Genomic DNA, 14,194 nt, shown 5'->3' with positions numbered 1-14,194 from the left:
CTTAAACACCTTGTTGATAATTACGGCGACGAGCACGAGCTGCTTGTTGGCGTTGGGCGCGATTTTGCAGTTTGTCAGAAGACGGTTGGCTGTTCTGGTTTGAATCCAAATACTTTGCTAAAGAGCCAATTGTTGAATACTGAAATAGCTTCACAGCAGGTAGTTCAATACCAAGTTCCTGTTTTATTCGCGCAGCAACTTGGAGAATTGAGATTGAAGTTGCTCCCAAATCAAAGAAATTATCATCAATCCCAACGCGATCGATTTTGAGCAGTTCGGATAAAATACCTGCAAGCAGACGTTCTAAATCTGTTTGCGCAGCAATGTACGCTTGTTCCAGTTGCGGACGTTCTCTACTTGGTGCTGGCAATTTATGTCTATCTACTTTGCCATTTGCAGTCAAAGGCAGTGACTCTAACATCACAAATGCTGATGGCACCATATAATTAGGTAGTCGTTGTTGTAAGAAACCACGTAATTTATTGTGCGTATATCCACTGTTATAGTGAGGAACAATATAAGCCGTTAACTGTTTTTCACCTGCTTCATCTTGACGAGCTAAGACGACAATTTCCCGAACGTCAGGATGTTGTGCAATTTCTCGCTCAATTTCCCCTAGTTCAATTCGGAAACCGCGAATTTTTACCTGATTGTCAATCCGACCTAAGAACTCGATATTGCCATCTGGAAGATAACGAGCTAAATCTCCCGTTTTGTAAAGACGCGTTGCTAAATTACTATCAAATGAGTGAAAAATGAATTTTTCGGCAGTCAAATCGGGACGGTTTAAATAGCCTCTAGCTAATCCATCACCACCAATGTACAATTCACCAGCTTCTCCAATTGCTACTGATTGGAGGTTTTTATCTAATATATAAACTTGGGTGTTAGCAATTGGGCGACCAATAGGAATCGAAACATCTGGTTGTAGTGGCGCTGTTATCGGATGGCAGCAGGTAAAAGTTGTATTCTCAGTTGGCCCATAACCATTAATTAATTGACAGTTCTCTACTGTTTGCAAAAACTTCTGCACATGGGGAACAGATAAAACATCACCACCGGCTAAAAGTTGGCGCAAAGATTTTAAAGCATCAATTTTTTCGTCTACTATCAGGTGAAATAAACCGGCTGTCAGCCAAAGAGTAGTAACTTGGTATTGCTGAATAATCTGCCCTAATTCTTCTAAAGATGGTGTATGAGGAGGGTAAATTACTAATCGCCCACCATTAAGTAAACAACCCCAAATTTCAAAAGTGGAAGCATCGAAGGAAATAGGAGCAAGTTGCAGGATTACTTCTTCAGGTGTGAGTTGAGCATAATTAGTTTCTTTGACTAACCTAACTACACCACGATGGATAACGCTAACACCTTTGGGTGTACCTGTAGAACCTGATGTATACATAACATAAGCCAAGTTATCAGCAGTGACACTAGTGCTTAAGTTATCTTTGCTATTTTGAGCGATTGTGTTCCAATCTGCATCTAGGCAAATTACAAATGCTGTGTGAGTAGGTAATTTGGTAACTAGTTCTTTTTGAGTTAGTAGTACAGATACCTGGGTATCTGACAGCATGAAAGCTAAACGTTCTTGTGGGTACCCTGGATCTAATGGTACATAAGCTCCACCTGTTTTAAGGATAGCTAAGAGTGCTACAACCATTTCTAAGGAGCGCTCTATGCAGATTCCTACAAGAATTTCTGTTCCTATCCCTAGCGATCGTAGATGTCTTGCTAGTTGATTAGCACGATTATTCAAATCTCTATAAGTGAGATGCTGATTATTAAAAATTAATGCTACAGCATCAGGTGTTTTCTCTACTTGTGCTTCAAACAACTGATGAATAGACGCTTGTTGAGGATAATCAGTTTGAGTATGATTCCACTCTATTAGTAGGTTATTATCAGATTCTTTCAAAATAGGTAATGTTAAATTATCTCGTTCTAAGTTATTTGCTGATGATAAAGGTTGACCATTATTCACCAGTAATTCATTTTTATTTTGAGCCAATGAATTAGTTATTATTTTCATTTCTAACTTAAAGCAAAAATATTTATATCAATGAGTAACAAGGAGTTGAGTGTATTTAAATTTAAAAGGAGATGTTTATTTTCCGTATTTACATAAACAGATAAAATAAATAGTGTGAAAGCGTTTTTATATGTTTTAATACTAGTGTTTCCACGTAGATTTATAGTTAGATTGTTAGCTTTAAATTTATATCAAAAGACTAATTTGACAAAAAATTATGCCGCAATCCTATAATATTTGCGTGAAAGGGTACTGACTCTAAGATTTAGTTCTCTCATTCTGACGTATTTCCTCCAAATCGCAGTTATTTTCAGTACATCTTCATTGAAAATTAAAACTTTAGGGATGTTTGCAATGGGAATATTAACTGTACGCAGGCTTCTTTGGAGATAACAAGAAGAATTAATACCTTGAGGAACAAGAAATACTGCGATTTTAGCAACTGATAAGTAATAGACCTCTTGGCATTTGTGCTTTTTGCAAGAGGGGGGAAAAGGGTAAAGGTTAAAGGGGAAAGGGAAAATAACAAACCTTTCCCCCTTTTCCCGACAAATGCCAAGAAGTGTAATGTAAACTCTTCGAGGTAGGTTGGACTCCAGCGAAACGAAAATAGGGTGAGCATTACAATACCCACCCCACAATAACCAATTATTTGCTGTAGTTTACGTCATTGAAAACCGCTGTTTCAACTGATAGTTATTTCTGCCGTGCTGCACTAGGCCAACAGACTAAGCCACAACACTAGCAGAGAAAACGAAGTCATTTGCTGTCAGGTTAGTTGAGGTAATTTGTAGTAATGAAGCCAACTCTGTATTTCCGAGTTTTACGATAGTGTCAGCACCCTGTTGCAATAGGGTTAGAGCACTAAATGGAGTGACACCAATCCCGCCCAGCCCAATTTTATCAATACCGATCGCAAAATCAGCCACAATGTTCTTACTAGATGGCAGACTGGCATTAGCAATCCAGAACTGGTCAGCACCAGCACCACCAGCAAGGCTATTACCACCCTTTTGTCCAGCAAATAGCACATCATCACCATCACCACCAAATAGTGAATCATTTACACTGGAGAATAATTTGTCATCTCCAGAGCCACCATAGAGACGGTTATTGCTACCATTACTGGTGAGGGTGTCGTTACCTGAGCCACCGAAGGATAATTGACGAGTACCTTCAACTACCGTCAAAGTGTCAGCACCTGCGCCTCCAAACAAATTATTATTACCACTTGCTTCGACTACGGTAACTTCATCATTACCATTGCCACCATCAGCATTAGTGCTGTTAGCAGGGCCATTTGCGCCAATCAAGACTCGATCGTTACCATCCCCAGTGGACACAGAGGAGTTACTACCAACTACTACCGTGTCATCACCGCTTCCAGTCAAGATTGTATTACCTTTATTACCTTGTACAAAGTCTGCACCGTCACCTGTAAATAAGGTTTGATTTGGCTTAAGGGTGACATCATCGCTACTGGTAGAACCAAATTGAAGGTCTAGTGTTGTTAGTCCAACAGTACCACCATCAAACCCTGCGGCTGTAAAGTAATGAGTATTGCCTACACTTTGAGAATCGAGAATTGTTGCTTGACCATTAGTTGTTTCTTCCGAAGTCAAGACTTCTTTCGTGGAGGGAACTGTATCCGGGCCTCCCACCAATGCTTCTGTAATGGCACGACCTTTCAAATCGCCATTACTGGGAATATTTAACCCCAGAATCCGAGCAAGTGTAGGTGTTACATCAGCATTACTGACGGGCGCATAGTCCACATAGCCTTGTTTAAAATCAGGGCCAATAGCCTCCATATTATTGAAGGTATCACCTCGACCAAAGCTGCCATGCATCCCCTGCCCTTGCTGCAAAGTTGTATCAGCAATTTCTACTTGAGCTTGAGGGTTGTTTGGGTTATTTGGGTCGGTGCTAAAGGTTTTGAAGTTGATAACTATAGATGGAACTGGTGTTTTAGCATCACCTTTTAGCCCGATCGCACTCAGTGGTAAAGCACCTGGAATAGTTCCATAGGCATCGTCTACAAAAATACCACTGATGTAGTCTTTTTCTGAGAGCAAATTCACTACCTGTTTGGCTAAGTCAGCATTGCCATTAGGTAGATAAATTAAGTCAGAACCACCATTGGCAGCTACAACTATTTTTGTACCTGGGTCAAGTTGGCCATTAATTACTTCACCTGTGCCACCAATTACACCATTCCCAGAAATAGGTCGTTGACCTTTTGTGGCATCAACAGTTGCATACTGGATGTGATTAAGGTCTGGGGGAAGGGTTGTAGGGTTAGGATCGTATAAGGGTAGACCGAGATCGTGAGCTAAATCAATCGCCACAAAGCCTGCTGGTAAAAATCCCGGATTTACGTCCTCGTATGTTTGAGTGGCAGCATAACTTGTAGTTTTTGTCCCTTGGCTATCAATAGCTTGTTTGCTGATGGTAGAAAAACCGTGGTCGGAAGTAACAAAGACATCGGTAGTCTTGTCCAAACCTGTACTCTTGAGATAGTCAAGAAGCTGCTTTAAATTATCATCAGCATTTTTTACCCCAGCTTTTGAAGTAGGGCCATTGATACCTGGTGTCAAGGTGTTTAAACTATCACCCTGGTTGTGTTGACTACCATCGGGATCTCTTGACCAGTAAACCAATGCGAATGGTTTACCATCTTCCTGAAACTTGGGTAAAATTACTTTGGTAGTGGCATCTGCAAAGTATTGTTGTTGAGCCACATTGGCATTCAACGTGCCAGGAGTTGTATTATTCCCAGCCGGTTGGACTCGTGGTGTGGGTTTTACATCCAGACCAGCAGCTTGTAAGCGGTTGACAATATCTGGATCGAGTGGAACACCAGAAGGCGAACCTGCGGCTGTAGGCGGCGGGGTTGCACCATTTGTAGTGTCATCAATAATAATTGTATCGGGAGTAGGAATAATACCTGTAGTACCACCTTCTCGGTTAACTTGGGTAACATCTTGGATCGCAACAGGCCCTAATTTACCAACTGCTGCTGTGTTGAAACCTTGCGATCGCGCGTAAGCTAAGAGTGACTCTTCATCTAAAAAGTTGTTACCGGGGAATTTTTCATCAATATCCCCCAAAACCGCATCATTTTCGATGAATGGCGTCACACTACCATTGGCATTAGGACTAGGAAAACCAGTGTAGATAGTGTTGCTAAAATCACCTGTATCACCAAGATAATGCCCCGTGGCGATCGCAGAAGCATTAGGCGTGGTAAATGTCGGAAAGATCGAATGACTATTGGCAAAAGTAACTCCTTGCTGACGGATGCTATATAAAGTCGGGGTATCAATTGGGTTTACAGAACCGTTACGCAATCCATCTGCAACAAAAATAATGACATTTCTACCGTTGCCATTTGTATCAGCCATGCCGACTACTCCTTAAGTATTATGAGCTACTATTAATTAATTGCAGCAATTGTGTGTCTATAGATTGAGTGATGAATTACACTCACCTCAAGAAAAAATTTTTGGCTACAGAAACATAAGTAGTATTTGGCGACAAAATGCTTAGTGTCCACACAAAATAGTGCAGATAATTAAATGAACTTAACTTTGGTTACTGTCTCAAAAGATAGTTGTTCAATGTTTAAGAAAAGTTATAAACAAGTTAAGATTTGGGACAAAAAGTAGAAGGATTTTTCAAGACAAAATTACTACTAGATATAAAAAGCGAGGGAATATTATTCCCCCGCATTAGCAAAATCGCTACAGCTTAACTAATGAATGAATATTGAATCTAAGCTGTAATTATCTTTTGGCTAAACTACACTAGCAGAAAAAACGAAATCATTTGCTGTGAGGCTAGTTGCTGCAATTCCCAGCAATGAAACCAACTCTGTATTTCCGGTTTTTACGATAGTGTCACTACCCTGTTGCAACAGTGTTAAAGCACTAAACTGAGTGATACCAACACCGCCAAGCCCGATTTTATCAATGGCGATCGCAAAATCAGTCACAATATTCTTGCTAGTTGGCAGACTGGCGTTAGCAATCCAGAATTGATCGACACCAGCACCACCACTGAGGCGATTACCGCCCTGTTGACCAGCAAATAGCACATCATCGCCAGCGCCACCAAACAGGGAATCATTAACATTAGAGAAGAGTTTATCATCGCCAGAACCACCATTGAGACGGTTATTGCTACCGCTACTGCTAAGGGTATCGTTACCTGAGCCACCAAATAATGATTGACGAGAACCTTCAACTACAGAGAGAGTATCATCACCTGCCGCCCCAAGTAAATTATTACTTCCACTGGCTTCCACTACGGTAATAACATCATTACCATTGCCACCATCAGCAGTAATATTTTGAACTGGGCCGTTTTGACCAATAAATATCCGATCGTTACCCTCTCCTGTAGACACTGAAGAGTCACTGCCGACTAACACCGTGTCTTCACCGTTTCCAGTCTGGATTGTGTTACCTTTAGTACCCTCTACAAAATCTGCTGCGTCACCTGTGAATAAGGTTTGATTTAGCTCAACGGTAATATCATCGCTGGTAGTGGAGCCAAATTTAATTTCTTCAGCTTGAGGTTGACCTAAACCAGGAGCAAGGTTAAGGGGCTTCTCTAACTTCAGTTGTAGAATCTCATTATTGTCTATGACTGGATTTTGAGGATCGTTCCCAGGACGACCTGTAGAGAAGGGATAATTGTTGTCATTAGCTACCAAAATGGTGTTTTTGTCAACAACTAAAACATTTTCAATGGTTTGAAATGGGAAGTCGAAGGTGGTCTTACCATCCCCATTCAGGTCGTTAGGATCTTGGATATTTAACAAGTCTGCAACTTCTTCTTTCGCTACATAGCCATTAGAATCTGTCTTGGACAAGTCTACTTTGTAGATTCTCTTAAATTTAGCCGCAGTTCCTTGATTGTTATCCCGTTCAATGACTAGGTATTCATTATCATTAATGACTGCTAAATCCCCGATGGAATTTGACGGATTATCCAATCTGTAGTACAGCTTTTTATCAGTGTACTTGTGATTAGCTAAATCAAATTCGTTAATCCGCAAAGCACCAGGAGTATCGCCTTGAACAGTACCCTCTAGCAGCATATAGAGCTTGGTTTTGCTGGCGTTAATTGCTCCACCTTCAAAACCTTTGGAACCAGCCAAGTTAGCAAAGGCATCTCCTGAGAGAACGTCAGGATTTTGTGGCGATCGCACTACATTATACTGAGGATCGTCTCTAAGTTTATCCCGTACTTTATCGGCAATATCTGGGAAATCTGAGAAGAGTGCATCTACCCCTAATTGATAGAACTGCTGAATTTCTGACTCTAGCTTGCCTTTATAATCTGCCGCTAAGTATTGATCTTCTGCACGGAAGGTGTAGGGATGAACCTGCAAGCCTGCATTGTGAGCATCTTGAACTAAGGTAGAAGGAGGTAATGTTGTCTTGTCAGCATCATTAACTGTACCGTCCCCATTCACATCATCAGCTTTGCCATCACCATTTGCATCAGTACCTTTGACGCTAACAATCATCCGTTTCCAAGGGCCAATCCCATCAGCATAAGTAGCAACTTCAGCCAAGCCTTCTGGAGTTCGCAAGTCGCCATAGGTGCGAGTGTCACCACTGACTTTCAAATCATAAGGCTGACTTTCGATAATTTTGCCGTTAATGTCAATATCACTGGCATCTAAAAGTTGCACAAGTGGAATATCTACGCCTGCCGCAGGCATAATGCGATCGTGCAGTTCTTTAAGGTTACTCACTTCAAAGGACTGGATGAAAATCCGACTGGGGTCAGTAAAGTTATTTGCTTTGAGCGTATCAATGAGTAACTGACTGATGTTTCTGTGTATTTTGTCCGTAGTGCCTACATAGGTGGCTTCATCAGCAAAATAGGTCGGATGCTTGGTTTCCGGGTAAATGCCAATCTTTTTACCTGTCTTGGCTTCCACATCCTTAACCAAATTGATGATTTCCGTGAAGGTGGGAATCTCAAATTTATCGTCAAAGGAATGATCGCGGAAAGGTAAACGTTCTTCTGCTCTTAGAGTCTTGATTTCAGCTAAGGTGAAGTCTTCAGCAAACCAACCTGTAATTGTGTTTCCATCTAAGCTTACCGTTTTCTTGCGATCGGCAAACTCTGGATGTTTGTAAACATCTGTGGTTGTGTTGTTGAAATTGACAGTACCATCAGCGTTTAAAACTGCTAAAGCTGGCTCATGGCGAGCAATTAGCACACCATCTTTTGTAACTACTAAGTCAGGCTCAATAAAGTCAGCGCCTCGCTCAATTGCTTGCTTATAAGACTCTAAAGTGTGTTCTGGACGATAGCCACTTGCACCTCTGTGACCAATAACTTTAGGTGCTTCTCCATCTAATGTTTTGAATTTGTCGGGTGTAGCAATGGGAGCCTCTAATAACTTACCAGTAGCATCAAAATGTAATAGGTAAGGGCCAAACTCGTCTCCCACCCAGATTGTCCCGTCTTTATCAAAGACGAATGACTCTACATCAAAGTCTGCACCAGTCAACAATCTTTGAGTAGTTCCCTCATTCACAATTTGGAAAGGAACTTTATTGTTAGGGTCAGACAATTGAATGTAGTCTAAAACTTTAACGCTACCATCGCCATTTTCTGTTCCCTTAAAATTCGGGTCTAGACGATTGATCCGCAGTAGGAAATCTGCACTATTGTCTTTGCTACCGTAACCATTGTCTGACAGGAAATACAAAGAGTTGCTGTTAGCAAATTGAACACCGCTAAAGCCTTGAATTGGTTGTCCTGGGAAAGGCCCGGTTCTGCCATTAGCTGAAATGTCTGCACCCGAAGCTGGCCCATCACTAAAGGTATCAGCAGGCAAAGAGGCAAAGCCTACTAACTCAACTTTTGGCACTATTGAGGCAAACATCGTTTGGTAGATGTGGGTTTGATCGTTTAAACCCGCAATTCCTGGAATATCAGAACCGTAGGCGTTATAACCTTTACCTACCAAGCTATTTAACACTTTAGAACCAGCACCTTGGTAGTAAACAGGTACGGGACGGTTAGTGTGAGTTCCCCAACCATACTTGACATTGGGATCGGACCCCCAGTAATGTCCAACTTCTGCTGGAGTATCCAAATTGGTTAATGCTTCAGCACCTTGATTTTTTACTAAAGTCGGAAAATTACCGTCGAGAGTCAGGTAATGATCGTGGTCAGCTGTAACGATTAGTAGGTTTTCATCCCAACCACCATTGTTATCGATCCAGTCAATCGTAGATCCAACTGCCTTATCGAAGTCCAAGGTGGTGCCGATCAAGTTATCTATATTGTTATCATGGGCAGACCAATCGATATCGCCACCTTCAACCATTAACCAGAAACCATCGGGATCTTTACCCAACACATCTAATGCAGCACTTGTCAAGTCTTTAAGGGTTGGGTTTTCGTTAACCTCTTTGGCAATGAAAGATGCATCCGTCTCTCCCGGAAGCAGTGGACGTGTGGTGTCCACTTTGGTGTTATCACCTTGGTTAGCGAAAACGCTGAACATATCTAAACCAGTGGTGCTGTAGTCACCGTTGGCAGAACTGACAGGCAAGTTACCATTTTGACCGCGCGCACCGTATAGACCGAAGAGGCGATCGCCTTTTTCTGGATCGATTGTTGCCGCAGTTTGGGCTAGTTTCTGGGCAGCATTCTCACCGCGCTCCAAAAAGGTGTAATCGTAGATGTTCTTAGTTGGTTTAGTGCTAAGTTCTGTGTAAGTAGATTGACTAATGAATTCATTACTCGTATTCGGCTCAACCCCGTTTGGTAGTAAATCTCCAGGAGCAGAGAGTGGGTGTCCACCACCAAGTAATACCGTCGGTTGATAGACACGGAGTTGCTGTTGCAAGATATTGTCTAATGCTGGATAGTCAGCATCATACTTGCTGCGACGGTTAACGTTGGCAGCAGCAGCAGCAGGTGTGGCGTGGTCAATGGGAACTGAAGTTACCAAACCAGTAGATTTACCAACTTCGTTTGCAGTTTTGAGAATTGTTTCTAGAGGATTCTCGAAAATATCAACGCTAACAGCGTTGTTGTAGCTCTTGACCCCAGTGTACAGAGTTGTTGCAGTGTTTGCAGAGTCAGGATAGCTGTACTTAATATATTCAGGATCGTTACCAGGACTCCAAGGATTAACGCCGCCTTTGGTAGGGTCATAACCTACTAGGTTTCCAACAGCACCATCACTGACTTTTGCACCACCTGTTGGGGTATTACCTTGGTTAAAAGTTGGATCGAAGGTGAAACCAGGGCGAACTGGGCTTTCTCCTGTAATGGGATTAGTGCCGTCAAGGGCGGAATTAGCAGTACTAAAAACTCCATTACTATCAGCGATCGTTGTCCCGTAGGTGGTTGCCAAACCATAGCCTTGGAGTGTTTGAAAGTTGAGTCCTTGACCCTTACCTTGTGTATAAAAATCACTCAGATTAGCGCCTGTCTTAGCATTTTGAATCTCTTTGTAAATGGACGCAGCACGAGCCATTTCCCAGCCCATACCATCCCCAATCATAATGATGACGTTTTTAGCCATGAAAGAGAATCTCCCTGTGTTTAATTGTTGAGATGGTCTTCGCTCTAGTGGAATCAAAAAAGTAGTACAACAGAATTCAGAATATAGAATTCAGAATTCAGGAGTAAAACACGCTTTATACCTGTGTAACAGACTTTACTTGTGTACTTCAAAAACTTGAAATCTGCTGTGTTATTACGGCAAAATTTGTAGTTCTAGACATCTAGAGATGTAGTTGACTTGTAAACTTGTTGAGTCTGAACTATTAAATATCAACCACTATAATTGACATCTCACTAGAGGATTAAGGTATCAAAATTAACAAACTTAATTGCATATTAATTAACATACATAGCAAAAGTTGTGAAAAAATTGTGGACTGGTTAAGAAATCTTGTATTGCAATCTTTTGCTTAATATGTTGTCAAAAATTTTGTGTATATTTCTGCTCATATAATTTTTTTTTGCATTTTTATGTTAGTGATTAAATTGCCCAAGTATTTAGTTTTTAATAAAAAGCCGACTTTGCGATGTTTTTGTGAAAAGCTTTAGTCAGTGCGAAATAATAAGGAGACTATTTCCATGACATCAAAGAGCAGGAAAAAGACCTCACGGCGTAGTTTCCTCCAAGGAGTAGCCATTAGCACAGCTGCGGTTACTGGAGTTGAGTTACTAAAAAAAGATGTGGCAGATGCAGCAAGTGAAGTGTATTGCGGGGAGATTCCTTCTCAAAGCACTGAATTTGACTTTACCGAGAAATCAGCAGCCTTACAGCCAGACAAGATTGTTCATAGTGCTTGCCAATTTTGTAATTCTCTGTGTCGTCTGAAAGTTCATGTCAAAGACGGACGGATTGTAGATGTCTTAGGTGAACCGGACGATCCAGTACAGGCTGGTGGTTTTTGCATCAAGGGGCCAATGATGACTGAGTTAGTCTACAATCGCTTTCGGCTAAAATACCCGATGAAGCGGGTTGCAGGAGAGAAAGGTTCACCAGATTCACAATTTGAGCAGATTTCTTGGGATGAAGCTCTTTCAATCATCGCCAGCAAGTTCTTGGCACTTAGAGATGCTGGAGAAGCTAGAGCGATCGCGAATAAAACTTCTGGTAGATTACCACGGGGAACAGGTTCTTTGGTCGGACGCTATTTCAATTTGTTGGGCAGTCCCAACGATACTGATGTCGGCCCTGTATGTAATGATGCTGGTGGCAATGCCTTAGCTTGGACATTTGGATTAGGCAATTTTACCAATGGTTATGGGATTGATGGCGCAACTAAAAAAGAAGACTTAGGCTCGGCTAAATTCTTCCTGTTTTTGGGTACGAATCAAGCAGAAACTCATCCTGTAACCTTTACTTACCTTTTGAGAAGCCGAGCGAAAACCAAAGCCAAATTAGTAGTCATCGACCCACGCTTAACTCCCACAGGAGCGCAAGCTGATGAGTGGATTGCACCCAAACCACACACAGACTTGGCTTTAGTCTTAGCAATGCTTTACCACATAGTTACTCATAACTTATATGATGCTGCTTTTGTACAAAAGTGGGTGCTGGGTTTTGAAGAACTCAAAAAACACCTCAAGAGCAATAATTACACACCCGAATGGGCGGCAGAAATTACGGATGTTCCAGTATCAAAAATCAAATTTCTAGCTGAAACTTATGCTAAAACCAAGCCTGCTGCTATTTTCTGCAATGCAGGCATTTCCCATCAACTGAATGCTTTTGATACTTATCGCTGTCTGGCATTCTTGGCGGCGATTACGGGCAATATTGGTATTCCTGGTGGTGGCTGCAATTTCATGCACAACACTTGGCCAGGGGGATTAAATCTACCACCGATTCAAGGCAAGATACCTAAAAAAGATATAGCTTTACCAGTTGGGCCGGATTATCTTAGTGAAGCTATCATCTCCGGTCAACCTTATCAACTCAAAGCACTTATAACTCAAGGCAATCCTCTGCTAGCTTGTTCCAACACAACTAAAGTACAACAGGCTTACCGCCAATTAGAATTTTATGTTTACACGGGATTATTTATGGAGGAATCGGCTTATTATGCCGACATCATCTTGCCCGTCACCAGTGGTTTTGAGATGGAAACTGTTTATATGCGACGAGATGACAGGGCGATTCGTTGGCAACAACAAGTAGTTCCTCCTGTAGGTGAATCGAAACCAGATTGGCACATTTGGATTGAATTAGCACACGCCACAGCTAAATTAGACAAACGTAATCCACCGCAATACTGGCAAGATAACTTTCCTTCTTCTTGGAAAGACTACCGCCATCTGTGGGCAACTTTTGTGGCGAACACTCCAGGCATGGCTGGTATGACTCAACAAAGGCTGAGTGAACGCACCGAACCCTTACGTTGGCCTTGCCCAACAGTAGATCATCCTGGTGTCAGCACTCTTTATCTGGATAGTTCGTCTTGGTATCAGGCCGCAGAAAGCCTCAATGTTGATAATATTGGTAAGCGATTTCTAACTCCTAGTGGAAAAGTGGAAATCTACACTTCACAGTTACAAAAGCAGTTGACAAAAGCAGGACACTCTGCATTACCTATTTTCTATACCCACCCAGAAGTTACAGGTAGAAATCCGACAATCGAGTATCTAGCAGAACTAGTAAAAAATCCGGTGAATCCCCACGCACTGACTCACAATGTGAAGTTAGGAAAACTTTCGACTAATGAAATACATAAAAAGTACCCACTAATGGGGACTACTGGCAGGTCTAGTATAGTTCATTTTCATTCTGTTACTCACTGGACTTACACAGGCAAGCAAAAAAATGGTGTTCGCTTAATACAAATTCACCCAAAAACCGCGCAAACTGCTGGTATTGAAAATGGTGATGAGATTATTGTTGAAAGTCCCAGAGGATCGATTAAAGGCACAGCATTGCTTTGGCAGGGAATTCGAGAAGATACTATTTTTGTGCCTAATTGGTTTGGTTCCCAACAACAAATGGCTCAAGATTTAGGCACACCATACTATGAAGCAGCTAATATCTTGATTGACCAAAAGTACTATGACAATCTTTCAGGACAGCAAGCTTTTAAATGTTTTGCGTGCCGAATAACAAAAGCATAATGGAAACTTAGAAGCACCAATCGAAGCATTATTGAAATCTTTGGGAAGTTGAAGCGATCGCATTTGACCCGATTTGAGAACAGACTGTTGAGTTTGATTGAGCAGAAATATAGGATGATCGCTACTTTATCAAAGACATGGCTCATGCTGCTCGGTATGATGCTCAGTTCACCTACCAGCTTTATCGGCAGCTGATAATGGAGGAATTAAAGCAGCAGCCAAATCCATTCTATAAGTTCTTTTACCACTAGATAGGCGTGCAGTGGTGGAACTAGGTAAAGTTATATGACAAATTAGTATTCTTAAATGGCTTACTTTCTGAGATTAAAAGCCAGTCTTGTCCTTAACCTATCTCCTCCAACATAGCTAAATGCTTACTCAAAGGAGCCAGGGTATTAGCAACAATCATCCCACTAGCGACGACGGCGGGTAAACCGATGCCGGGGAATGTAGAGTCACCGCAGCACATCAACCCCGCTAAAGGTGTACCGTGACCAGGAAACAAACCTTTAGCAGCAG

4 protein-coding genes and 1 pseudogene are annotated in these 14,194 nt (G+C 41.7%); 1 reads left to right on the top strand and 4 read right to left on the bottom strand.

All coding sequences use genetic code 11. The features are described 5' to 3' along the window. Position 1 precedes the first annotated feature (1 nt). From RM368_RS31960 to RM368_RS31950, 3 genes are all read right to left on the bottom strand, one after another. Complete coding sequence (locus RM368_RS31960) at positions 2–2,029, bottom strand: non-ribosomal peptide synthetase (RefSeq protein WP_322697778.1); 2,028 nt, start codon at positions 2,027–2,029, stop codon at positions 2–4. A gap of 728 nt (positions 2,030–2,757) precedes the next feature. Continuing rightward, a complete protein-coding gene (locus RM368_RS31955; RefSeq protein WP_322697777.1) occupies positions 2,758–5,433 on the bottom strand; it encodes an alkaline phosphatase family protein in 2,676 nt (891 codons plus the stop codon). Between the two features lie 392 nt (positions 5,434–5,825). Then, the gene (locus tag RM368_RS31950) at positions 5,826–10,598 is read right to left on the bottom strand and encodes an esterase-like activity of phytase family protein (protein WP_322697776.1); all 4,773 of its coding nucleotides are present in this window, start codon (positions 10,596–10,598) and stop codon (positions 5,826–5,828) included. Between the two features lie 560 nt (positions 10,599–11,158). Here RM368_RS31950 and RM368_RS31945 point away from each other — a divergent pair. Further along, the gene (locus tag RM368_RS31945; RefSeq protein WP_322697775.1) at positions 11,159–13,675 is read left to right on the top strand and encodes a molybdopterin-dependent oxidoreductase; all 2,517 of its coding nucleotides are present in this window, start codon (positions 11,159–11,161) and stop codon (positions 13,673–13,675) included. A gap of 343 nt (positions 13,676–14,018) precedes the next feature. Here RM368_RS31945 and RM368_RS31940 read toward each other — a convergent pair. Next, positions 14,019–14,194, bottom strand: a pseudogene (locus RM368_RS31940) (carotene isomerase); the annotation flags it as partial.

This window comes from Nostoc sp. DedSLP03 (assembly GCF_034530815.1).
Taxonomy (GTDB): domain Bacteria; phylum Cyanobacteriota; class Cyanobacteriia; order Cyanobacteriales; family Nostocaceae; genus Nostoc.
Note: the sequence above shows the minus strand (reverse complement) of the source record. Positions and strands in the feature narration are given on the sequence as shown.

Bases quoted from the DNA above. Each gene is read 5' to 3' on its own strand.
- RM368_RS31960 (WP_322697778.1), bottom strand. From the start codon at position 2,029: ATGAAAATAATAACTAATTCATTGGCTCAAAATAAAAATGAATTACTG.
- RM368_RS31955 (WP_322697777.1), bottom strand. From the start codon at position 5,433: ATGGCTGATACAAATGGCAACGGTAGAAATGTCATTATTTTTGTTGCA.
- RM368_RS31950 (WP_322697776.1), bottom strand. From the start codon at position 10,598: ATGGCTAAAAACGTCATCATTATGATTGGGGATGGTATGGGCTGGGAA.
- RM368_RS31945 (WP_322697775.1), top strand. From the start codon at position 11,159: ATGACATCAAAGAGCAGGAAAAAGACCTCACGGCGTAGTTTCCTCCAA.